Source organism: Rhodoferax sp. GW821-FHT10B06 (assembly GCF_059415605.1).
Window position 1 is genome coordinate 177,194 of record NZ_JBWKNO010000003.1, and the last position, 23,302, is coordinate 200,495.

The window sequence follows — 23,302 nt, forward strand, 5'->3', positions numbered from 1 at the left end:
CGGCGTCGGGCATATATTCAGGTTCACCCCTAGCCTGCCGACGCTGTCCTGCAGGCTGGGACAAACAGCGACGATGTCAGTCGGAAATGCCCAGGGTCCATGGCACAAATTCGTTGAGCCCCACGCCCAGCGCCTCGCTCTTGGTGGGTTCACCGGATGCATGGCGCAGGATCTGCGCGAAGATGGCGCGGCCCATCTGGTCGATGGTGGCTTCGCCGTCGATCACCACGCCGCAATTGATGTCCATGTCATTGACCATACGCGCATACATTGGCGTGTTGCTGGCCAGTTTGATGGTGGGTGCAGGCACCGAACCAAAGCATGAACCCCGACCCGTCGTGAAGCAAATCAGGTTGGCGCCGCCGGCGATCTGGCCGGTGGCGGAGACCGGGTCGTAGCCCGGCGTGTCCATGAACACCAGGCCGTGTTGCGTGACTGGCTGGGCGTATTCATAGACTTCCATCAACGGTGCATTGCCGCCCTTCTTGGCGCCGCCCAGCGATTTTTCAAGCACATTGGCCAGGCCACCGGCGTTATTGCCGGGGCTGACGCGGCCATTGATCTGCGTGTCGCGCCCCCGGTTGTAGTCCAGCCACCAGTCGATGCGGGCCACCAGTTTCTGGCCGACTTTGGGCGTCACGGCGCGGGCCGTCAAGGTATGTTCCACACCAAAAATTTCCGAGGTTTCCGATAACATCGCCGTGCCGCCGTGTTCGATGAGAATCTCCATCGCCCGCCCTAGCGCCGGATTGGCCGACAGCCCCGAAAAACCATCTGAGCCGCCGCACTGCAACCCGATGCTGATGTGCTCGGCCGACACCGACTCGCGCTGCACCGCATTAGCCGCAGCCAACATGCTGCGCACCTGCTCGATGCCGGCAGCGATGGCCTTTCTGGTGCCGCCCGCCTGCTCCACCACCAGTGTCTGCAGCATCGGCCCCGGCACCAGATGCTGGTGTGCCAGAAAATCGTCCAGCCGATTGTGTTCGTCGCCAGCCGCCACCACCAGCGCACCAGCGGTGTTGGGATGCTGGATGTAGCCACCCAGCGTGCGGCGCAGCAGCTCCATCGGCTCACCGCTGCGCTCCATGCCCGCGCCCTGCTCGTGGATGTAGGGCACCACGCCGTCGAGGTTGGGAAAGGCCGCCAACTCCTCTGCATCGAAGTGGCTGGCGATCTTGCGCGCCACCGTGGCCGCGCCATGGCCCACGATGAACACGCCCACATAGTTGCGGGTAGCCACGCGGCCATCTGCACGCACGATGCCCTGGAAGCGCGCGCGTTCAGCGGGCGGCAACAGCACGGTAGGCACATAGTCGAGGCCGTGGCGGTAGTCTTTCACCAGATCGCCAAAGGCTATGTTGTGGCTGTGCAGCCAGGTGCCGGGTGGTAAGTCTTCCGCAGCGAAACCGATCACGGTGTTGTACTTGAGCACGGGCGCACCCTTCTGGATGAAGCGCGTGGCGAGTTTGTGGCCTGCCGGCACGGGCTGCAGGGTGGTCAGGGCCTCGCTGGCCACGGCCAGGCCCGCCGGCACCTCGATGCGCGCCACGACCACGTTGTCTTTGGGGTCGAGCCGGATGAAGGGGCTGCGCAGCACTGCCTCCGACGGTTGTACGGTGGAGGCCAGCGTGGGGATGATGGGGGCGGTGGTGGTGTTCATGGGGGATGTGGAATTCATACGGTTTTTAGGCATTTGGCGCAATAGCGATATTGCGTGAGATGCTACTTTTTAGATAGCAAAAAAGTTCAAGCCAATACGCCGATGGGCCAGGGCACAAATGCGTCCTGCCCCATGTCCAGCGCTTCACTCTTGGTCGGTTTGCCCGAAGCATGTGCCAGCATGCGGGCAAACACCAGCGCGCCCATCTGCGCCACGCTGACCTCGCCGCTGAGCAGCCCGCCGCAGTCGACATCGAGGTCGTCGGCCAAACGCGCAAACGTCGCCGTGTTGCTGGCCAGCTTGAGGGTGGGCACGGGCGCTGCGCCATAGCTGCTGCCGCTGCCCGTGGTGAGGCAGACCATGGTTGCTCCGCTGGCTACTTGGCCGGTCGCGGAGACGGCGACGTAGGCCGGCGCGTCCATGAACACTAGGCCGCGCTGGGTGATGGGATGGGCGTATTCATAAACCGCCTGTAGCGGCGTGCTGCCGGCGCGGCGTAGGCCAGCGGCTTCGAAAGGCTCCGAGCGTGTCATCTGTGTATCGCGCCCCGCCGTGTAGCCCTTCCACCACTGGATGCGCCGCAGCAACTGGGAACCGACTTCGGGGTTCACAGCACGCGCCGCCACACCCGGCCCGGCCACGGCAAGATCGCTGGTTTCCGACAGGATGGCGGTGCCGCCGTGCTGCACCAGCAGATCTACCGCGGCACCAAGCGCCGGGTTCGCCGAGAGCGCGGTGTCCGCATCCACGCCAGCCGACTGCAGGCCCACCACTAGGTGCGCGGCAGACACGGTTTCACGGTGGCAGGCATTGGCCATGGGCAGCATGGCCGCCACGGCGGCAATGCCGGCCTCGATGGTGTTGGCGGTACCGCCGATTTCCTGCATCACCAACATGTGCAGCAGCGGGCCGGTGGCCAGATGCTCCTGCTCGAAGAAGGCGCGGATGTTGTTGCGCTCGCAGCCCAGAGCGATGACCACTGCGCCAGCGATGTTCGGGTTGCGCAAAGTGCCGGCAATGGTCCGGCGCAGCAGGTTCATGGGCTCGCCGGTAGCCTCCATGCCGCAGCCGATTTCATGCACAAAGGGCAGCACGCCATCGACGTTGGGAAACGCCGCCAAGTGTTTGGCGCTGAAGTGGTCGGCCACGCGCCGCGCCGCTGTGGCACCGCAGTTGCCGACGACAAACACGCCGATGTGGTTGCGCGTGCCAACGCGACCATCGGCACGCACAAAACCCTGGAAAGTGGCGTGCTGCACGGGCGTCGGCAGCGGACGGGAGGCGGTATCAATGCTGGTGTTCATGGGGTTTCGCAAGTTAATGGAAGCGCTTCCATTGATAAATAAAAAAATAGAGCTTGCTGCTCCTTTTATTTAACCCGTAATGCGGCGCATGGCTGGCATTTTATGGAAACGCTTCCATAAATGCAAGAGGCGCGGTATAACCTTGTCCGTGACACGCAAATCCTCGCCCCCCTCCCCCGCGCCTTCCTCCGCCCGCCCCGCTGCCCCCGACATGCCCCCTCAAGGCCGCCCCCGCATGAGCGACGTGGCCCGCAGTGCCGGCGTCTCGCTGGTCACCGTCTCGCGGGCCATCAACGAGCCCGGCAAGGTGTCGCCCGAAACCCTGGCCGCCGTGCGCTACGCCGTCGAGCAACTTGGCTACGTGCCCAACCTCACTGCCGGCAGCCTGGCATCCAGCCGCTCGCGCATCGTGGCCGCCATCGTGCCGACCATCTCGAACCTGGTGTTTTCCGAAACTATAGAGGCGCTGGCGCAGACCCTGGCCGAAGGCGGCTACCAGTTGCTGCTGGGCCAGAGCGGTTACCGCCCCGGCGACGAGGCCGCGCTGGTCGACACCTTTCTGGGCCGCCGCGTCGATGGCCTGGTACTGACCGGCACGGCCCAGACCACCGCCTTACGCGCCAAGCTCCAGCGCGCCGGGGTTCCGGTGGTGCAGACCTGGGATCTGCCGGACCAGGCCGGCACGGCCATCGACATGCTGGTCGGCTTCTCGAACGCGGATGCAGGCCGCGCCGCCGCCAACCATCTGCTGGACCGTGGCCACCGTGTGCTGGCTTTCATTGGGGCCGAAGAAAGTCGCTCGCGGCAGCGACTGGCGGGCTTTCGGGACGCTGCCGCCGAGCGCGGCGTGGCCGATGTTCAAACCGAACTGATCCGTCCGCCGGCGCTGATGGACGCTGCCGGCCCGCGCCTGGCACAGATCCTGGCGCGTCGGCCCGAGGTCACGGCGGTGTTCTGCAACAACGATCTGCTGGCCGCCGGCGTGCTGTTTGAATGCCAGCAGCACGGCTGGGCCGTGCCGGGCCGCATCGCAGTGATGGGTTTCGGAGATCTGGCCGTGGCCCGGGCCGCCTCGCCGCGGCTATCCACCGTACTGATCCGGCGCGCCGAAATGGGCGAACGCGCCGGACAGATGCTGCTGGCACGGTTTGCCGGACAGCCCCCGGATACCCGCACCGTAGACATCGGGTTTGAGGTGGTGGTGCGGGCCAGCACGTGAGCCACTACAAGCCTGCTGCCTCCCGCGTTCTGATGTCCGACGTGGCCCGCGCAGCCGGGGTGGCCCGGGTCACTGTGTCGCGGGTACTGAGCGACCCGGACAGCGTGGCACCGGCCAAGCGCGCCAATGTGCTGGCCGCCATCGAGCGGCTGGGCTACGTGCCGAATCTGAACGCCGGCACCCTGGCGTCCAGCCGTTCGCGCATCGTGGGTGCCATCGTGCCCACGCTGTCCAACGCCTGGTTTGCCGGCACCATGGATGGCTTGTCGGCCAGCCTGGCGCCAGCCGGTTACCAATTGCTGCTGGGCCAAACGCAGTACGACGCCGCAGCGGAAGAAAAACTGGTGGATACCTTCATGGGTCGCCGCGTCGATGCCATGGTACTGATCGGCACGGCCCATGCCGGGGGCGTCCGCCGCAAACTCCAGCAGGCCGGCATTCCCACGGTGGAATGCTGGGACCTGTGCGCTGACCCGATCGACACGGTGGTGGGTTTCTCTAACGAAGCCACTGGCGCGGCGGTCGCCGCCCACCTGCTGGCGCAGGGCCGGCGGTGCTTCGGCTTCATCGGCGCCGACGAAGACCGCTCCCACAAGCGCCTAGCCGGATACCGCACGGCCATCAGCCAGGCTGGCGCGGGCGAGGTGCTGGTGCAAACGGTGGCACCGCCATCCCGCATCGACGACGGAGCGGCAGGGCTGGCGCAGCTGATGGCACGCGAGCCGGGACTGCAGGCGGTGTTTTGCAGCAACGACACCCTGGCTGTGGGTGCGCTGTTCGAATGCCGACGGCGTGGCTGGGCGGTGCCAGAACAACTGGCCGTGGTGGGCTTTTCTGACCTGCCCGTAGCCGCCGCCTGCATACCGGCACTGACCACGGTACAGATCGATGCCGCCCGGCTGGGTCACCACATTGGCGGCTTGCTGCTGGCGCGCTGGGGTGCTGCCACGCCCCTCCAGGAACGGGTGCACGACCTGGGTTTTCGGTTGATGGTGCGTGAGAGCGGTTAGCCAACAATTTTTTTGAGGGGGGAGGGACAGGCAGATAGCGCTTATTCCATAAGCGTCAGCAGCTATCCAACAAGTAGCATTAAATGGTCGATGGCACGGCTTGGGGGGCACGCGGCGCGATCACGAAACGTTCGATAGGTCCGACGATGATCCAGTAACTGGCCACCGCCACCAGCCCGTGCAAGCCAACAAACACCAGCGCGCTCTGGAACGAACCCGTGGCCGCCAGGATGTAGCCAATCACCACCGGTGTGGTGATGCCGGCCATGTTGCCGATGGCGTTGAACACACCGCCGGTCAAGCCGATCATCTGGCGCGGCGCGGTGTCGGCCACCACGGCCCAGCCGAGCGAACCAAAGCCCTTGCCAAAGAAGGCCAACGACATCAGCGCGACAACCATGCCGTCGGTTTGCACGTAGTTGCAACCTATCATGGCCGCAGTGAACAGCAGGCCGATGGTGATGGGCAACTTGCGGACAATGGTCAGCGATTGGGTACGTTTGAGCAGCCAGTCGGATACAAAGCCCGTCAAGACTCCGCCAAGGCAGCCAGCGACGGCCGAGATGGAGGCACGAAGCCCGCCGTCAGAATAGTCATGCCACGCTCTTTGACCAGGTAGGTGGAGAACCACGACACGAAGAACCAGGTGATGGCCGTGATGCAGTATTGCGCGAGAAAGATGTCCGACAGCATCCTGCTCTTGAAGAGGTCGCGTATGCCGGGAGCGTTGGGATCTTTCTTGGCCTGGGTGCTCTGCGCGGATGGCGGCTGCAGGCCGACTAGCGCGCCACCGGCCCGCATCATCTCTAGCTCCACCACGCCCAGCTTGGAATGTTTGCCCGGCACTTCGTAATTGCGCCACCACACCACGGCCAGCAGTAGGCCCAGCGTGCCCATCACCGACAGCACATAGGCCCAGCCGTACATGTGGTCAAGCCAGCCCATCAGCGGAGTAAAAAGCGCCAACAACAGGTACTGCGCACTGTTGAGGATGGCGCCCGCCATGCCACGTTCAGCTGAGGGGAACCAGGCGGCAATAACCCGTGCCGAAGCCGGTCCCACCGGCGCCTCGAACGTGCCCAACAAAAACCGCAGCACCAGTAAGACCACAAACATGTGGGCCGCACCCATGAACATGGTGCACAAGGACCACAACACCAGGCCGGCGGTCACGGTACGTTTTGCGCCGAGTCGGTCGACCAGCCAGTCGGCCGGAATCTGCGCCAGCACATAGGCCCAGGCAAACGAGGAGAACAGCCAGCCCATCTGCACCGGCGTAAGACCCAGCTCCTTCGACATGCCGGAGCCGGCCACTGACAGTGGTGGCGCGATCGCCGGTGCTGAAGGCCAGCACAATGGTGATGAGCGCAAGAATGAATTAGCGCTGTCGGTTCTTGAACATATGTCTCTTTGGTGTAAGTGAAAAGGTTAAAAAATATCTGGTTCGCCGACGCTGGCACCGAATTGCGTTCGCAGGAAGTCCATGTCGCAGCCGTGGTCGGCCTGCAGAATGTGTTGGCTGAACATCCAGCCGTAGCCACGTTCGAAGCGCGGTGCGGGAGCCGTCCAGGTGGCACGCCGACGCGCCAACTCGGCATCGCTCACGTCCATGTTCAACGTGCGCCTGGGCACGTCAAGCGTGATGCGGTCGCCGGTCTGCACCAGCGCCAGGTTGCCGCCGACATAGGCCTCGGGGGCCACGTGCAGTACACAGGCGCCGTAGCTGGTGCCGCTCATGCGCGCATCGCTGATGCGCAGCATGTCGCGCACACCCTGCTTGAGCAACTTGCTCGGCACCGGCACCATACCCCATTCGGGCATGCCGGGGCCGCCCTCGGGGCCGGCGTTGCGCAACACGATCACGTGGTTCTCGGTAAGCGTACTGGCTTCGTTGTCCAGCTCTTTTTTAAGTGTGGGGTAGTCGTCGAACACCACGGCCGGTCCGCTGTGGGTCAGGAATTTGGCACTCATCGCGCAGGGCTTGATGACGCACCCGTCGGGAGCCAGGTTACCGCGCAACACGGCCAGCGCGCCTTCGGTGTAAACCGGGTTGTCCAGCGGACGGATCACTTCGTCGTTGTAGACCTGCGCGCCGACAATGTTCTCACCCAGCGTCTTGCCGGTGACGGTCATCGCCTCCAGATGCAGCCGGTCGCCCAACCGCACCATCAGCGCGGGCAGGCCACCGGCGTAGTAGAAATCTTCCATCAGGTACGGGCTTGTGCCACTGGGACGCACGTTGGCAAGCACCGGCACCAGGCGACTGATGCGGTCGAAATCGTCCAACCCGATGTCGGTATGGCCGGCGCGGCGCGCCTGGGCGATGACGTGGATGATGGCATTGGTAGAACAGCCCATGGCCATGGCCACGGTGATCGCGTTCAGAAAGGCGTCTCGGCTCTGGATGGCCGAGGGCCGCAGGTCTTCCGTCACCATGCCCACAATGCGTCGGCCACAGTGGGTGGCCATACGCTGGTGGCTGGCGTCCACGGCAGGGATGCTTGATGCGCCAGGCAGGGTCATGCCCAGCGCCTCGGCAATGGCCGCCATGGTGCTGGCCGTGCCCATAGTCATGCAGGTACCGGCGCTGCGGGCGATGCCGCCGATGATGCCGTCCCATTCGGTCTCGCTGATCAGGCCCGCGCGCCGGTCGTCCCAGTACTTAAAGGCGTCTGAGCCCGAGCCCAGCGTCTTGCCACGCGAGTTGCCGCGCAGCATCGGGCCGGCTGGCAAAAAGATGCTGGGCACGTTGGCGCTGGTGGCGCCCAGCAGCATGGCGGGGGTGGTCTTGTCGCAACCGCCCATGAGCACGATGCCGTCGAGCGGATAGGAGCGGATCACTTCCTCGATCTCCATCGCCAGCATGTTGCGGTACAGCAGCGCCGAAGGTTTGACCAGGTTCTCGCCAATCGAGAGCGTTGGTATCTCCATCGGGAAGCCACCGGCCTGCAACACGCCGCGCTTGACCTCCTCCACCCGGTGCTTGAAGTGCATGTGGCAGGGGTTGGTATCGGCCCAGTTGTTGAGGATGCCGATGACCGGTTTGCCTGCCCAGTCCTGCTTGTCATAGCCCATCTGCATGATGCGGCTATGGTGGTTGAAGGTGCGGAAATCTTCAGGCACCAGCCAGCGCTGGCTGCGCAGTTTCTTGAGTTCGGTCATGGGGGTCCTTGCTGCGGCGAAGGCCTGCCGCCTGTCTCCTCGGCCCGCGGTGGAACGGGTCTTTGTGTGAGCGGCCAACTCTTGCGCGTCATGGATGCCAACGCGCTAAAACGCGGTAAAGCTTGGGAAGCATTTCCCCCTACGATTCCACTATTTGGGATGCCAAAGCCGGGGACGCCAAAGTCGGTTCAGTTTTTCGGCTGTGTGGACCACACACCGGCGGCCTGCAACAGGCCGCGTGTATAGCCCAGCGCGAACGACATGAAACGTTCACGCCCTTCGTCGATGTCTGACACCGGCACATGGTCTGGGCATAGCGGGCCGGTGTAGCCGCCGCGTTGGTAGGCTTTGATCGCCTGGAACATGTCGACATCGCCTTCGTCCGGGAAGACTTCCTGAAAGTCGAGGTAGCCGCCACGGATATTGCGGAAATGGACCATGAAGATGCGTCCGGTGGAGGCAAATTCTTCGATCACCGGAATCATGGCTTTGCCAGGCTCCTTGAACATCTCGGCCACGGTCCCCTGGCAAAAATTCAGGCCATGGTTCTTGCTCGGTGACAGCGCCAGGAACTTGCGGATACCGTCAGCCGAACCCACGACGTGTTCGATGCCATTCAAACCACCGACCGGGTACGCCGGATCATGCGGGTGGCAGGCCAAACGCACGCCGGCCTTGTCGGCAGCCGGCACCAGGCCTTCAACCAAAAATTCAATGGCATTCCAGCCGGCTGCTTCGGTCACAGGCGGCACTTCGCGCGCCATCTTCTGACCGCACAACATGGCGGTGGCCGCGTCGCCTTCGTCCTGGTTGGTCGGATAGCCCACACCCCAGTAGGAATTTTGCCGGTCGCCTTCCTGCGAATACTCGGCATAGACAAAACCCGAGTTCTGCGCTCCACCACGGCCCGGCTTCAGGCCAGTGCGGGTAATGCCGACCATTTGTACGTTGTATTTGAGGCAGGTGATGCCGGCGTCGGCCGCTTTCTGGATGTTGGCTGCGAGCATGGCGCGCTGCTTCTTCGCGCTGTCGAGGTCGGTCAACGCGTCGAGCAAGATGGACCCCACGTCGAGAGCGAACACGTCGAGCTTTAGGCCGAAGCCTTCAACCCAGCGGCGGTAATCGGCCAATTTTTTGATATCCCATTCGCTCACACCGCCACGTGCCGAGACGAGTTCTGTTCCGCGGTTGTCTAGCACCACGCTTTGCACACCGAGTTGGGTTGAAAGGCGCAGGCGGCGCTCGTCGGGATTGAGTAATTGTTCACTGATATACATCGTGGTTCTCCGTCTTGAAAGAAGTGAGCCAAAGGCAAAATGGACACGCGTTCATTTTTACATCCAAAGATGACACGTTGGCTCAGGCAACTCCTCAAGGCCAGCTCGGCGGCCGGACTTCATCCCAACATGCGGTACGTGAAGGACGAATCAAGGGTTTACTCGTAGCTACTTCTTATATACGCGCGGCCCCAAACCACAAGCCCCCCAGAGATGGGTGTACTAGCGTCGTACGAAGTGCCCTTGCCTGCGAAATCCACGTCCAAACTCCGACTCATAGGGAGAGTCGTCTAGCTGCAGGCTTATCAAAGCAAGCATTGGCGCATATGCCAAACGTCGAATGTTCACATTCCGCCGCGGCTCCATCAAGCTAAGGGACAGATCAAGACGCGCGGGCCTGTCAGGAAGCTGGCGACATTGCAAGGTAACTAGCCAAGTGGAATGGTTCAATCCAATGGGGGGCCATGACTAAATCGGCTCCAACAGGTCGCTCAATGGGTGCATGAAAGCTTGCGCAATGGAAAGATCAACGCCATTTACCACCAAGACCACTGCGCGAGTCCATCTAACCAGATTGCGAACGCAACGGGCTCTTGAAAAAGTAAGCGCACCTGCCCACACGTTCCAGATGGCGGGACGATTTCCTGCGCCACCGGGTTAACCCCTGGGGTCTACAACAGCGGATTCATTCCTAAGATTGGACTCCCCGCTCAGGCGGGATGTCCTGATCTTAGGACGCTATTTCCCCATCATATGAACTCCTTTCTTCTTTCAACGCAGCCTCGACGGCTTCGCGTCGCTCAGGCCATGCGGAGCGACACCATATGAACTATGAGTTTGATTTTAGTGTCGTGCTTGCCTACTGGCCTATATTTACGGAAGGCGCCTGGGTCACTTTACGCCTGAGTTTTTTCGCAAGTATTCTGGGCTTCGTCTTCGGCACTCTCTGCGCAATCGCTCGGACTAGCGGCCCCGCGTGGCTGAAGTTTATGGTTGCGGGATACGTCGAAGCTATCCGCAACACTCCCTTGCTGATTCAAAGCTACTTCCTGATCTTCGGCATGGCCAGCATAGGGCTGCGACTGCCGATCCTGGTCGGCGCCACAATCGCGCTGGTGGTGAATATTGGCGCTTACACCACAGAGATCATGCGGGCGGGTATCGAGTCGATCCAGCGCGGACAACTTGAGGCGGCCGAATGTCTGGGCATGACGCGCACACAGATATACCTGCACGTGGTGCTGCGTCCAGCCATGGAGCGGGTCTACCCGTCGCTGGCAAGCCAGTATGTGTTGCTCATGCTGGCCTCTAGCATCCTCTCATCGGTGGGGGTCGAGGAACTCTTCGGTATCGCCAACCGGGTGCAGAGCGACACCTTTCGGAACTTTGAGGTATTCGTGGTGCTCGGGATCGTTTATCTCGTGCTGTCCGTCATCCTGCGTGCAGCGTTCCGGCTCCTGGACCTTGCGATCTTCACGCGACGGCGCAAGCTCGGCACCCCAATTTGAGGTAAGCAGCATGAACACACAATACGCTCTCTCGTTGTTGCAAGGCCTGTGGGGCACAGTGCAACTCAGCGTGCTGACCTTTCTCTTCGGCGGTGCAATGGGCCTGGTCATTGCATTGGCGCGCATCTCACCGGTCAAGATCATCGCCAAGCTCACCAGCATTTACATCCAGTTCATGCAGGGCATGCCTTTGCTGGTACTGATGGGCCTGTGTTTCTATGGACCCAGTCTGTTGGGCTACCAGTCGGTGCATCCGCTCACGGCCGCAACTCTTGCAATGACGCTTTATGCCGGAGCATATCTTGGCGAAATTTGGCGGGGCTGCCTGCAAGCCGTGCCTAAGGCCCAATGGGAGGCTGCCGAATGCCTGGGCTTCTCGCGCTGGCAGCGCATGCACAAAGTCGTGCTGCCGCAAGGCCTGCGACTCGCCACACCGCCGACCGTGGGATTCATGGTGCAGATCGTGAAGAACACCTCCGTCGCATCGCTGGTGGTGGGTTTTGCCGAACTGTCCTACAACGCCAAGACTCTCAACAACACCACCTTCCAGCCATTCATCTATTTCGGGCTGGCAGGCCTGCTGTACTTCTCCATCTGCTATCCCCTGTCACGCCAGGCCCGTGCCCTAGAAAGGAAACTCAATGTCAGCCATCGTTGAACTCAATAATGTCCACAAGAATTTCGGCAGCAACCATGTGCTGAGAGGGGTTAGCTTCAAGGTCGAACGCGGCCAGGTCGCGGCGATCATCGGTCAAAGTGGATCGGGGAAAAGTACGGCCTTGCGCTGCATGGACCGGCTGGAAACCATCGACAGCGGCGAGCTGACGGTCTGCGGTCATGCCTTGCACAACGCTAAAGTCGACCTCAAACCGCTTCGCCGTGATGTGGGCATCGTCTTCCAGAGCTACAACCTCTTCCCCCATCTCACGGTGGAACAGAACGTCATGCTGGCACCTCGCAGCGTAAAGGGCATGAAGATGGCCGAGGCAAAAGAAATCGCCGAGTCCGTACTCGCCAAGGTCGGTTTGCAGCAGAAGATGAACGCCTACCCCGAACAATTGTCCGGGGGGCAGCAACAACGCGTGGCCATTGCTCGCAGTCTGGCGATGGAGCCGAAGCTGATGCTGTTCGATGAAGTCACATCGGCGTTGGACCCTCAGCTGACCGGTGAAGTGCTGCGCGTGATGGAGCAACTGGCCAAGGATGGCATGACGATGGTACTGGTGACCCACGAGATGGCCTTTGCGCGCAACGTGGCCCACCAGGTGATCTACATGCGAGACGGCGTGGTGCACGAGCAAGGTACAGCGTCGATTCTGAACGCCCCAGCGACACCCGAACTGGTCCGCTTCGTGGGTGGTGCCGAATAGAAGCGCGGCCCGAGCCCATCGCACCGCGCTGCCGGTGGATGGGCTCAGACAGATCAAACCAACCGGCGGGGCACAAGGTCGCCGCGCGTCCCATACCACGGGACATTTGACAACGAACAAGGGTTAGCCTTCACGCGGCGAACGACCTCACAGGTTCGAAGATCTTGTGCAGGCGATACCGCGAAACCAAGGCGCGCGGCCGCTACGGACTGGGGCCTGTCCACGCACCAAGGAGACATACATCATCATGAACATTCGCCCCACCATCACAAGGGAACTGGCCGCCACCGGCGAAAACCTGCGCACCTTATGGACGTTTCGCAGTCTGACCATCACGGGTGGTGTGAGCTTCCCCCTAGCCGAACGTGGTGAATTGCGGCGGCATCACCCTCTTCATGAAGATCGCCCACCTGGCCGAGACCTTCAACCGGCGGATTCAACCGCTGGTGCAAAGACAATCAACTGGTACCCAGCATGAGTCGGCGTGGCAACTGTTGGGACAATGCAGTTGCAGAGTCCTTCTTCAGCAGTTTGAAGAAGGAGCGAATCAAACGGCACATCTATGCTTCCCGCCAGGAAGCCAAGTCAGATGTGTTTGATTACATAGAGGTTTTTTGCAATCGAGTCCGCAAGCACAGTCACCTAGACCAACTGAGCCCGCTGGCATTCGAGCAGCTGCGAACTGGAAGCTGATATTTGTCTACGAAAGCGGGGGAAGTCCAGTGCATGCAGCAAGATGCACCACGGCATCGCAGCCTCGCAGCGGATCGGTCAGCCGGGCTCGATCGCAGATATCGACCACCGCCGATTCTTCCTGGTCACCGCAATCGGTGATCGGCTTGAGATCGAGCGACAACACCCGTTAGCCCCGCGCCAATAGCTGTTGGCGCAAGCCGGTGCCGACCAGCCCCGCCGCGCCGGTGATGGCGATACGTTTCATCCGTTCTCCTGTGGTTGTAATGAATCAGGCGCAAGTCAAACGCGGTAGCGCTCAAGCACGGCCATGTCGGGTTCGAAGCCATGCCCCAGGCCCTGCGGAATCCGCACCTTGCCGTCGCATGGCAAGGGCGTGCCACCCTGTGCGATATCGGCTTGTGGTTGGACGTACAAATGCTCGAACAGCGGTTCACCTGGAATGGCGGACAGCAGATGCAAGGTGGTGAAATAACCAGGACCAAAATACGGCGAATGCGGCATCGGCGTGAGGCCGTAGCGCTGGGCGATGCGCACCACTTCCATGAACTCGGTGACACCACCGACCTTGGTCACCGAAGGCTGCGGAAAGGTCACCGCGCCGACTTCCATCATGCGGGCGAACTCGTGGCGGGTGCAGGCGTTTTCACCCGCCCCAAGCGGAAAGCGCCGATTGATGGCTGCCTGGGCGGCGATGGCTTCGGGTGGGAACACCGGCTCCTCGATCCAGGCCGCACCGATTTCCTGTAGCACCTCCACGCGTTGCTGAGCGAGCTCTTCCGTCCATGCGCAGTTCACATCCACGGATAGATGAATACCCGGGCCGCAGGCCCGGCGCCCGGCGCGTAGCACCTCGGGCTCGATTTCGTGAAGCTTGACGTGGCGATAGCCCTGGGACAGGGCTTGGCGGCAGTATTTGTCAACCAGGCCGGCATCGCCGTAGCGCACCAGGCTGGCATAGGCCGGCACCTCGTCGCGCAGCGGTGTCCCGAGCAATGCGGACAGAGGTCTGCCCGCAGCCTTGGCGGCGATGTCCCACAACGCGATGTCGAAGCCCGAGATCGCGAACATTGTGATGCCGTAGCGGCCGAACAGATGCAGGCGCCGCTGGAGCTCCAGGTTCAACGCTTCGGGTGTCTCCGGCAGTTCGCGGTCCTGAAGTAACGGTGCAACCATGGTGCGCGCCGCAGTCGCCACGGCTTGGCGACAGGCGTAGGAGAAACATTCCCCCCAGCCCACGATGCCGGTGTCGGTCTCGATGCGGACCAGCACAAACTCGAGCGTGTTCCAGCGCCCGGGTGTGATGCCCATACCAGCGCCCCCGTCTTCGAAAGGAACAACAGCTTCGATGATGTTTATCGTTTGTATTTTCATGGTTTTGTGCGTAAAAAAGTGCCTACCTGCCCAGTCAAGAGAGGCTGAAGCTTAGGTTGTCTTGCACCCATCTGTCCCGGGCAGACCCGAACCGCATGGCGGAAGCAGCGTTCCCTTTCCCAAATCCTGAGACAGGACGGCAGGCGACAAGTCATTACGCATCGCCACCCAGCATGCCCGGGCCCTCGAGCGCCTAAGCTGGCCCCCACCAGCCCCATCTCAGACGACCGCTTTCACAGTAACAACCATATGCCTGAAGTTCATCCCATCCTGACACTGCACAGCGGCTCAGCCCATGCACGGCTGATACCCACACTCGGAGGACGTATCGCTTCCTGCACCTTGGAGCAAGTCAACGGGACCGCAGTCGCCGTGCTCCATCCTTTTCCGGAATCCGAAGACCAGGTTGAAAACTGGGCCAAAGGTGGCCTGTATCCGCTGGTGCCTTATTGGGGGCGTATTGCCAATGCAACGCTGCGATATAGGGGTCGCACGCATGCCTTGCAGCCCTTCCCGGAAGGTACGGCCCACACGCTGCACGGAATTGCGCAGCGACGCCCATGGCAAATCGATACACATGCGGAGGACGTTGCGGTGCTGTCGTATGCACACCATCCGGATAGGCATTGGCCATGGCCTTTTCTGGCCCGGATGCAGATCGAATTGTCGGCGACCCAACTGCGTGTAGCCATTTCCGTGTGCAACACCGGCGTTCAGTCGATGCCAGCGGGGATCGGCCTCCATCCATACCTCCCGTCACATGCGTCCCAGCGACTTCTTTTGAAAGCCGAGCGCTGCTGGGAAGCCACGGACGATTGCCTGGCAATCCGCCCTATACAGGTTCCAGTCGAACACGACTTCTGCCAACCGAAGCAGCTGGGATCGGCGGGGCTGACCGTGCTCTACCAGGGGTGGCAACCTCCTCTGACTCTCACCCACGCCAGCGGACCCGGCCTGGTATTGGGTAGTTCTGATGCATTGGATCATCTGGTACTGCACCAACCTGAAGGTGCACCGTATGTTTGCGTTGAACCGGTCAGTCACACCGCCGACGCATTCAATCTGCACGCGCGGGGTGTATTCGGCACTGGCAATCGGTCACTTGCGCCTGGAGAAGTTCTGGCGGGAAGCATGAGCTTGGCATGGGCAAGCGACTGAAGCTGCTTTCACCCGCCCCATTCCAATCCGTGGGACAAACTGCGCCCCGGTAGACCCGCCCCATATGGACGCAGGCAGGGCTATCACCCACAATATCGGTACAAGGCCGCCCAGCGCGCCAATCATCAGAATCAGAGACAAGACCCATGGCGCTTCACCCAGGAGACGGCACCGGATCGCTCGAAAAAGCAATCGATGTGCTGGAAGAAATCGGACGTCAACCCGGTGGCATCAGCCACAACGACTTGGCTGAGCGCATCGGGATGCCACGCACCACGGTCTACCGGTTGCTGGCTACGTTGGTTGCACGCGGGTTGGTCCGACGCGATCCATCCCGTCGCATGTATTGCCTAGGCCTGCGCTGCTTCGAATTCGCTCGACAAGCTTACGCCATGCCCGACATGGTGGCCGCAGCCGCACAGGAGTTGCGCGATCTGCGCGACCTGACCGGAGAAACCTCCTACATTGGTGCGCTCGAAGGCCTCGATGTGGTCTCGCTAGAACGTTACGACAGTGCCCATGGTCACCGGTCGAGCGCCGGTCTTGGACATCGGAAGCCGGCATACGCGACCAGCCAGGGCAAGGCAATCCTGGCAGCATTGGACAGCACGGCACGCGATGCACTGGTCGCAGCGCTCACGCTGAAGCCACTCACCCCCGGCACTATTGCCGACCGCCGCCGGCTACAGGCCGAGCTGCGCGCCACGCGAGCGCGCGGCTGGGCTATCGATGACGAAGAGAACGTACCTGGCGTACGCTGCGTGGGCGCAGCAGTGATCGATCTGCGCGGCAACGTCTGCGGAGCCATCAGTGTGGCTGGTCCTGCATATCGCCTACCGCATTCACGACTCGAATTACTGGGTCCAGAGATCGCCGAAGCCGCACGCCGAATCGGTGCCCGTCTTGAAGGCCACGACCCAGCCCATCAGGATGCCTCGGTCACCCCAACCAGCGCCGCGCCAGCCCTGTTTGGCGCTTTCCCGCGCTGGTGCGCGCGCAGACAGCGGTTGATCTGGGTCGATACGCTGGCGCCGGCCATGCGCAATTTCGGTCCACGAGGCGACGACGCACAGGTTCGGGTCGAACGACCTGTGACGGGGATGTTCTTGCGAGGCGAGGCAATTTGCCTGGTAGATGACGAAGGAGCCGTTCAGATCGAGGGCCAACATGTGCGCCAACTCGAAGTCTGGCGGCCGATGCGAATCCAAGCCCTGGACACCGATGCCGATAACGAGGTCTGGGTTGCTCTCGAATCCGCGGGAGGATCGGTCATCGGTCGGATCGGCAGCGATGGTGGTTTTCGCCGAAAATGGGAATTGAGTGAAACCGTACGGACACTGCGTTGGCATGGCTCGACCTTGTACGCCGCAGCGCCTGGATGCGGGGCGATCTTCATGATGACCCAGGGTTCGTCCATGATCCGGCGTCTGGCAAGCGTCTCCAAGGGCTCGGGCGTACTCAGTGGACTGGAAATTGATGTCGAAGGCGGTGTATGGACGGCACTGCGCGATGGCTGGAGCGTGGTGCGCTTCCGGGCCGATGGCAGCTTTGATCGATCAGTTCCTTTACCTGTCCCTTACCCGACCGGTGTCGCCATTGGCGGTGCCGTAATGGATCGCCTGTTCGTGACCACGGCACGCCAACCTGTGGCACTTGACACACTGAAATCCGCTCCGTTGTCTGGCCGGTTGTTCGAAGTGGCACTGACACCCGCTTCCACGGCCGAAGCTGCAGTAAAGGCGGTCACGGCATGAGCCTACATCCGCTGTTCGCACAACGGTTTGCCGAGCGCGCGCTTCGCCAAGACCCCCCGCGACACCAGGGCACGGTGGGGGAAGCGCGAGCGCAGATGGCGGCGGATCGCCGGGCGCTGGGCCAAGGCCCCGAAGTCGGAGCCATCCAAGACCTGCAGATTCTCACTCGCGCAGGGCAAACCTCCGCTCGTCTGTACCAGCCGTCGGAACCAGCGCGCGCCACGATCCTTTACCTGCATGGCGGAGGCTGGATTCTCGGCACACTGGACGACTATGCAGCCCTGGCCAGGGCGCTGGCCGCGCGCAGCCGCTGCAACGTGTTGCTGCTCGACTATCGCCTGGCCCCGGAGTATCCTTTTCCAGCCGCCCTCGAAGATGCGGAAGATGCGCTGTTCTGGATGATGGACCGATATAAGACGCCCCTCATTCTGGCCGGAGACAGCGCCGGGGCCAATCTCGCTGCAGTCGTGACGAACCGTCTGCACAACAAGGTCGGCATTGCGCTGCAGTTGCTCCTGTACCCCGTGACCGACGTCGACATGCAGACCTCCAGCTATGGCGCGTATGGCAAAGATCATGCGCTCGATTTACTGGACATGCGCTGGTATCTCAACCACTACGCACGAACGCAAGACTGGCACGACCCACGGATATCGCCGTTGCGCACCGCCGACCTTTCGGGTCTACCGCCAACCTGGATCGCATTGGCTGAATGCGATGTACTACGCGACGAAGGTGCCGCATTCGGCCACCGCCTGGCCGCGGCCGGTGTCGTAGTTTCGGTGTGCGAATACGCCGGCATGGCGCACGGTTTTGCCCCGATGTTCAACATTCTTGACGTCGCCGACAAACTGCTGACTGACATCGCGCAGCAGATTACCGAGACACTCCCTCCAGACTCTTCACTTCATAATTCTTCATGAAAAAAATTGCAATCACCGGCGCAGCCGGCGGCGTCGGAACCGGTCTACGCAAGGAGTTGTGCGACCGCGGATATGCACTGCGGCTGCTCGATGTGCGCCCTATCGAGAATCTCGCCCACCATGAAGACAGCGCTGTAGTGGACATCGAAGACCAGGCTGCATTGACAGCCCATCTTCGTGGATGCGACGCCGTGCTGCACCTTGCAGCATGCACCAGCGACGCGGACTGGCCACAGCAGATGCGGCTCAGCATGCAGGGTACGATCAACCTATTTGAGGCTGCGCGCGCGGCCGGCGTGGAGCGCGTGGTCTATGCCAGCTCCAACCATGTGGTCGGCCTGCACCCACGCACACATGGCACACGCACAGAGGTGATCTTGCGACCGGACAGCCGCTATGGCGTAGGCAAAGCCTTTGGTGAACTCGTCGCGTCGCTACAGGCCTACAAATACGGTATGCGGGTTCTCACCATCCGTATCGGCAACGCCAACGCGCAACCGATCGACCGGCGCCGCCTGGGTAACTGGATAAGTTGGCGTGACCTGGCACAACTTATCGCCATCGGCGTCGAACATCCGGACCTGGTCCACGAAGTCGTCTGGGGCATCTCGGATGCCACCGGACGCAACTACGACAACACCCCAGCCTATGCTCTGGGCTATCAACCACTCGACCAGGTCGCCCCTTTCGAAGCAGACATCCTGATGCGCGACCCACCACCGGCGCCCGGCAGCGACACAGCGCTTCAGCCGCTGGAAGCCGCACTGGGCGGCGACTTCGCACAGGCTGGTTTTATCGGCAGCACCGCGCGGCTCGCTCACTAAGCGCAGCCACGCTCTGATTACTGCACGGCTTGAGCAGCCTGTACAACCGCGCCCGGCAAGTCGATGGCTTGGTGTTTCCTAAAAACAGCGACCAGCTTGCCGTTGGCCATATTGGTCTTGATCCATTGATCAATCCAATCTTTCAGGCGCTTGTCTCCTTTGCGCATACCCATGCCGTGTAGGCTGTTGCGGAGCACCAACTTGGTTTCCAACTGTTTGGAAGGATCGCGCTTGTTGATCGCCTCGTTCAGTGTGACCGACTCAGCGACGATGTCGACCTGGCCGCTCAGCACGGATGTCATGGTGGTGGCCTCATCCTCGAAGCGGACAATCTCCGTGCCCTTGGGAGCCATCGCGGTGAGGTCGGTGTCCATGACCGTGCCGCGCGCGACCGCCACACGTTTTCCCACCAAGTCCGTGACAGATTTGATCACCAGGCCCTTGGCCGCGGCCACCACACTGGTGGTGCCTGAGTAGGGGTTTGAAAAATCGATGACCTTCTGCCGCTCTGGCGTGATCGTCATCGCCGCCACCACCAGATCAGCCTTATCAGTGAGCAGCAAGGGAATACGACTGGCACCATTGGTGGGCACCATCTCCAGTTCCACGCCGAGGTCATGCGCCAGCAACTGCGCTGTCTCATACTCGGATCCAGTCATCTCGAGTTTGTCGTTTTTGTATGACCATGGCGGAAGATTGGGGTCCATGGCGATACGAATTTTCTTGGCCTGCTGGATGCGAGCCAGCGTATCAACCTGGGCGTAAGCAGCGGTATTGCCAACGATCAGACTACCTACGACCGCAGCGCAGGTAAGGATCAAGGTACGGCGTTGTAGGGTGTTCCGGTTAACAGTCATGTTGTCTCCTGGTTATTGAGGAATAAGCGAGATCACACGCGACGACATCGCGGTGTCCAGTAGATCGTAGGTCGACATGGGGCATCAGAACAGGTCCAGGCACGGCCCTTCAGCGCCGCTATCTCAACATCTGGAATACCGACGCAATAACACCTCCGAATTGGCGAAAACTCGAGCAGAGCTCCGATCTCGTGCCTATCGCTTGCACCTTGTCGGAACCTCTCACATATTGGGACAAATCCGGCGATCGCGGGTTAACCCGTGAGGGTGCTCACGATGGCTTACTTTTTAAGATGGTGGAGCCCCACTGCTCATGGTTTATTCAATGCAGTGGTCTACACGGTACGGATTTCAGCGATTCATTCACACAGAGAAATATGACCACACGACGACGTCTCATCGCCACAACATTGCTCGCAAGCGGCCTATTTGGCAGCCTAAGCACAGCCTTCGCGCAAACCGACACTCTGACGACAATGCGCCAGGCTAAAGTCATGCGCCTGGGCCTCGAATTCGGTCGTCCGCCATGGGCCTTCAAGGATGAGAAGCTCAAGATGACGGGCTCAGACCTGGAGACGGCCGAACTCCTGGCAGCCGACCTCGGGTTGAGATTAGAGATCGTCGAGCTGACTGGCCCCAATCGCATCCCGTTCCTGCAGGCCAACAAGGTCGATGTCGTTCTGTCAGGCTTCTCCATCACTCCGGAGCGGCAGAAAGTCGTCGATTTTTCCACGCCCTATGTGGTGGCTGGCATCGCCGTCGGTGCACCGAAGCCGCTGGCGCTCAAGTCGGCGGGAGACCTCAAAGGCCACCGCGTCGGAGTAACGCGCGGCACGACCGCGGACGGCACTGTGACCAAGCAGGCCGCCGAATTGGGCGTTGAGGTCACCCGCTTTGAAGATGAATCGACCACCATGACCGCGCTCGCCAGCGGACAGATAGAAATCGTTCTGCAGGAGCCCGCCACACTTATGGCGGTGGCCGCCCGCAATCCTACCCGACAGATCGAACGGAAATTCACCTTCATTCAATTCCCCGTTGGGATCGGTATGCGCAAGAACGATGGCACATTAAAAAGTACGCTGGACCAATGGGTGCGAAACAACCTGGCCAACGGCAAACTCAACGCGATCTACAAGAAGTTCCACGGCCTCGATTTACCACCAGAAATTCTGCAGCCGGCACCCTGATCAAACCGAGGCCGCACACAAGTGAGCATGGCACGTCTCGCTGGCCGGCATCCGTCTCAGATGTTGGAACGCCAGTCCGTTTTGCAGCCGACATCCCCTCGAAAGAACCCAAGCTTTGACTACGATTCAAACATGATCTCTATATCAGACGAACTCTCCCATGTGACTACTGGTCGCCCCAAGCCGCCACGCGTCAGCGACGAAACCTTGAACCGCCTGGCCAAAGTCAGCAGCGGCACCTTGACCTCGCAACTCCTCAAACGAGGATTCCGCCAGCCCGTTCTTGTAGGAGTGCAACCACTGAATCCCCGTTCGCCAAGTTTTGCCGGACGGGCCTTCACGATGCGCTTCATTCCAGCACGAGAAGACATCGACACCGGTGCCACCATCACGACCGAACCCAGTCCAACCAACCTGCAATGGGTCGGTGTAGAAGCCCTGCAGGCCGGTGACGTAATGGTGATCGACAGTCGGGGCGACCCACGAGCGGCATCCATGGGGGACATTCTCATCACACGCATGCAAATGCGCGGCGCACGGGCCGTCGTCACGGACGGCGCATTTAGAGACGGTCTGGAAATTGGCGACATGACCATTCCGGCCTGGTGTGCCGGCGTGACCGCCACGTCGCGCCTGTCGTTCCACCATACGGCGGATCTACAGGTACCGATCGGCTGCGCCGGCGTAGCGGTTTATCCAGGAGACGTGGTTCACGGCGACAGCAACAATGTCACCATCATCCCCGCCCATATTGCGGAAGAAATAGCCGATGCCTGCGAAGTCCAGGATGACCTCGAGCAATACATTGCGGCCCGCGTACGGAGCGGCGATGCCATCTGGGGGGTCTTTCCGGCGAATGCGGCCACCCGTGACGCCTACGCGCAGTGGGTCCGCGATGGCCGTCCGGCCCTCCAACCGCAGGCATCCACATCAACGGAGCCGGCGCCGTGAACAATAACCTCCCCGTACGTCGCCATACCTTGGCCGACTGGCGGACCGAGACGCCGCAACAGATGGAGTCCGGCGGCGCACGCACTTGGGCACTGCGCACCGCCAATTTCGTGACCACAGTGACGCAGGTCAAGGGAGATCTGCAACTCAATCGCCCGGACAATCCTGACGAGTACATGCTGGTTGTTCCACCCGGGATGCAAACGACCGTTCAGTCTGGATCACAAACCATCGAATGCGATGGAGAATCACTATTCATTGTGCCACCGGGTGCCAGCGCAGTGCATCTAAGTGGAGATGGACTGGTTACCCGGGTGTTTTCAAGCGAAGCGCAGGACATGGCGACGCTGGCCAGTAATCATCAGGACTACGCCAACCATCCCGCCGATCTGCCCGAGTTCTCGACTTGGCCCATGCCCCAGACCGGCTATCAACTTCGGCATTACCGCTTATCCGAGTACAGTGGAGCGGCCAACATTTCGCGCATCTTTCGCTCCCGGAAGCTGATGCTCAACGTAATGGATGTTTACCCTGCGCCACGCGACCCCAGGAAGCTGAAGCCGCACCTGCATGACGATTGCGAGCAAATCACCCTGGCCCTGTCAGGGCGCTTCACGCACCATCTGCGAACCCCTTGGCGAATCGATTCGACGTACTGGCGCTCCGATGAGCACATCAACATTGGAAGTCCCTCGGCCTTGGTCATTCCGACCGGACTGATTCACACGACCCAGGCACTTGAAGCAGGCTGTTGGCTGATCGACGTTTTTGGCCCACCCAGGTTGGATTTCTCTTTACAGGGCCTGGTGCGAAACGCGTCAGAATATCCGATGCCCTGAGAAGAACTTCCCGCCTGCGGCGCCAGTTTCGAGCGGCACTACAGGCAAAACTACGAAAGCGGGGGAAGTCCAGTTCGCAAGGTTGGTAGCAAGATACTGAGCATGAACGAGATAGGCTTGATGCAGGCATTGAGGGCTTCGGCCCGACGATAACCTCTATCAGTTCAACGCATCCTCTGAACCGCCGACCTCAAGTTCACTGATATATGCAGGCATTGGTGAGGCT

21 protein-coding genes and 1 pseudogene are annotated in these 23,302 nt (G+C 61.2%); 14 read left to right on the plus strand and 8 right to left on the minus strand.

All coding sequences use genetic code 11. The annotated features are described in order from the left end of the window. Positions 1 to 76: 76 nt before the first annotated feature. On the minus strand, positions 77 to 1,663 hold the full coding sequence (locus AC07O2_RS06240) for a UxaA family hydrolase (RefSeq protein ID WP_495074877.1): 1,587 nt from the start codon (positions 1,661 to 1,663) through the stop codon (positions 77 to 79). A gap of 86 nt (positions 1,664 to 1,749) precedes the next feature. Next, the gene (locus AC07O2_RS06245; RefSeq protein ID WP_495074878.1) at positions 1,750 to 2,967 is read right to left on the minus strand and encodes a UxaA family hydrolase; all 1,218 of its coding nucleotides are present in this window, start codon (positions 2,965 to 2,967) and stop codon (positions 1,750 to 1,752) included. Positions 2,968 to 3,202: 235 nt separating this feature from the next. On the opposite strand from AC07O2_RS06245, the gene AC07O2_RS06250 reads away from it, so the two are divergent. After that, positions 3,203 to 4,186 (plus strand): LacI family DNA-binding transcriptional regulator, encoded by a 984-nt coding sequence (locus AC07O2_RS06250; RefSeq protein ID WP_495074879.1) that lies wholly within the window; start codon positions 3,203 to 3,205, stop codon positions 4,184 to 4,186. 32 nt (positions 4,187 to 4,218) lie between these two features. Continuing rightward, entirely contained in the window at positions 4,219 to 5,196 is a 978-nt protein-coding gene (locus tag AC07O2_RS06255; protein ID WP_495074880.1) for a LacI family DNA-binding transcriptional regulator, read from the plus strand. Positions 5,197 to 5,275: 79 nt separating this feature from the next. Here the strand turns inward: AC07O2_RS06255 and AC07O2_RS06260 are convergent, their stop codons facing one another. From AC07O2_RS06260 to AC07O2_RS06275, 4 genes are all read right to left on the minus strand, one after another. Then, a complete protein-coding gene (locus AC07O2_RS06260; protein WP_495074881.1) occupies positions 5,276 to 5,728 on the minus strand; it encodes a hypothetical protein in 453 nt (150 codons plus the stop codon). Then, the gene (locus tag AC07O2_RS06265) at positions 5,725 to 6,495 is read right to left on the minus strand and encodes an MFS transporter (RefSeq protein WP_495074882.1); all 771 of its coding nucleotides are present in this window, start codon (positions 6,493 to 6,495) and stop codon (positions 5,725 to 5,727) included. Before AC07O2_RS06265 ends, AC07O2_RS06260 begins: the two co-directional genes overlap by 4 nt. Before the next feature lie 129 nt (positions 6,496 to 6,624). Then, positions 6,625 to 8,358, minus strand: coding sequence for an L-arabinonate dehydratase (gene araD, locus AC07O2_RS06270; protein ID WP_495074883.1), 1,734 nt, complete (start codon positions 8,356 to 8,358; stop codon positions 6,625 to 6,627). 188 nt (positions 8,359 to 8,546) lie between these two features. Further along, positions 8,547 to 9,635, minus strand: a complete 1,089-nt coding sequence (locus AC07O2_RS06275) for a mannonate dehydratase (RefSeq protein WP_495074884.1) — start codon at positions 9,633 to 9,635, stop codon at positions 8,547 to 8,549. Between the two features lie 824 nt (positions 9,636 to 10,459). Between AC07O2_RS06275 and AC07O2_RS06280 the strand changes: the two genes are divergently transcribed. The 5 genes and pseudogenes from AC07O2_RS06280 to AC07O2_RS06300 form a co-directional block, all read left to right on the plus strand. After that, the gene (locus AC07O2_RS06280) at positions 10,460 to 11,143 is read left to right on the plus strand and encodes an amino acid ABC transporter permease (RefSeq protein WP_495074885.1); all 684 of its coding nucleotides are present in this window, start codon (positions 10,460 to 10,462) and stop codon (positions 11,141 to 11,143) included. Positions 11,144 to 11,153: 10 nt separating this feature from the next. Further along, entirely contained in the window at positions 11,154 to 11,801 is a 648-nt protein-coding gene (locus AC07O2_RS06285; RefSeq protein ID WP_495074886.1) for an amino acid ABC transporter permease, read from the plus strand. Further along, a complete protein-coding gene (locus tag AC07O2_RS06290) occupies positions 11,785 to 12,513 on the plus strand; it encodes an amino acid ABC transporter ATP-binding protein (protein WP_495074887.1) in 729 nt (242 codons plus the stop codon). The genes AC07O2_RS06285 and AC07O2_RS06290 overlap by 17 nt, the downstream gene beginning before the upstream one ends. A 247-nt stretch (positions 12,514 to 12,760) precedes the next feature. Then, the gene (locus AC07O2_RS06295; RefSeq protein ID WP_495074888.1) at positions 12,761 to 12,991 is read left to right on the plus strand and encodes a hypothetical protein; all 231 of its coding nucleotides are present in this window, start codon (positions 12,761 to 12,763) and stop codon (positions 12,989 to 12,991) included. Further along, positions 12,949 to 13,206: pseudogene (locus AC07O2_RS06300) on the plus strand (IS3 family transposase); the annotation flags it as partial. The gene AC07O2_RS06295 and the pseudogene AC07O2_RS06300, both read left to right, overlap by 43 nt. Positions 13,207 to 13,488: 282 nt before the next feature. On the opposite strand, the gene AC07O2_RS06305 reads toward AC07O2_RS06300, so the two are convergent. Then, positions 13,489 to 14,580, minus strand: a complete 1,092-nt coding sequence (locus AC07O2_RS06305; protein WP_495074889.1) for a mandelate racemase/muconate lactonizing enzyme family protein — start codon at positions 14,578 to 14,580, stop codon at positions 13,489 to 13,491. A 249-nt stretch (positions 14,581 to 14,829) separates the two neighbouring features. Between AC07O2_RS06305 and AC07O2_RS06310 the strand changes: the two genes are divergently transcribed. The 4 genes from AC07O2_RS06310 (at position 14,830) to AC07O2_RS06325 (ending at position 19,239) form a co-directional block, all read left to right on the plus strand. Next, positions 14,830 to 15,738, plus strand: a complete 909-nt coding sequence (locus tag AC07O2_RS06310; RefSeq protein ID WP_495074890.1) for an aldose epimerase family protein — start codon at positions 14,830 to 14,832, stop codon at positions 15,736 to 15,738. Positions 15,739 to 15,884: 146 nt separating this feature from the next. Further along, complete coding sequence (locus AC07O2_RS06315; RefSeq protein WP_495074891.1) at positions 15,885 to 17,492, plus strand: IclR family transcriptional regulator domain-containing protein; 1,608 nt, start codon at positions 15,885 to 15,887, stop codon at positions 17,490 to 17,492. Further along, a complete protein-coding gene (locus tag AC07O2_RS06320; RefSeq protein WP_495074892.1) occupies positions 17,489 to 18,415 on the plus strand; it encodes an alpha/beta hydrolase in 927 nt (308 codons plus the stop codon). Before AC07O2_RS06315 ends, AC07O2_RS06320 begins: the two co-directional genes overlap by 4 nt. Then, entirely contained in the window at positions 18,412 to 19,239 is an 828-nt protein-coding gene (locus tag AC07O2_RS06325; protein WP_495074893.1) for an NAD-dependent epimerase/dehydratase family protein, read from the plus strand. The genes AC07O2_RS06320 and AC07O2_RS06325 overlap by 4 nt, the downstream gene beginning before the upstream one ends. Before the next feature lie 17 nt (positions 19,240 to 19,256). Here the strand turns inward: AC07O2_RS06325 and AC07O2_RS06330 are convergent, their stop codons facing one another. Next, complete coding sequence (locus AC07O2_RS06330) at positions 19,257 to 20,096, minus strand: transporter substrate-binding domain-containing protein (RefSeq protein ID WP_495074894.1); 840 nt, start codon at positions 20,094 to 20,096, stop codon at positions 19,257 to 19,259. Positions 20,097 to 20,473: 377 nt separating this feature from the next. Here AC07O2_RS06330 and AC07O2_RS06335 point away from each other — a divergent pair, with 377 nt between their 5' ends. The 3 genes from AC07O2_RS06335 to AC07O2_RS06345 all read left to right on the plus strand — a co-directional run bounded on the left by AC07O2_RS06335 (position 20,474) and on the right by AC07O2_RS06345 (position 23,076). Further along, complete coding sequence (locus AC07O2_RS06335; protein ID WP_495074895.1) at positions 20,474 to 21,286, plus strand: transporter substrate-binding domain-containing protein; 813 nt, start codon at positions 20,474 to 20,476, stop codon at positions 21,284 to 21,286. A gap of 132 nt (positions 21,287 to 21,418) precedes the next feature. Next, a complete protein-coding gene (locus AC07O2_RS06340; RefSeq protein ID WP_495074896.1) occupies positions 21,419 to 22,237 on the plus strand; it encodes an RraA family protein in 819 nt (272 codons plus the stop codon). Beyond that, a complete protein-coding gene (locus AC07O2_RS06345; protein WP_495074897.1) occupies positions 22,234 to 23,076 on the plus strand; it encodes a cupin domain-containing protein in 843 nt (280 codons plus the stop codon). The genes AC07O2_RS06340 and AC07O2_RS06345 overlap by 4 nt, the downstream gene beginning before the upstream one ends. The last annotated feature ends 226 nt before the right edge of the window (positions 23,077 to 23,302 follow it).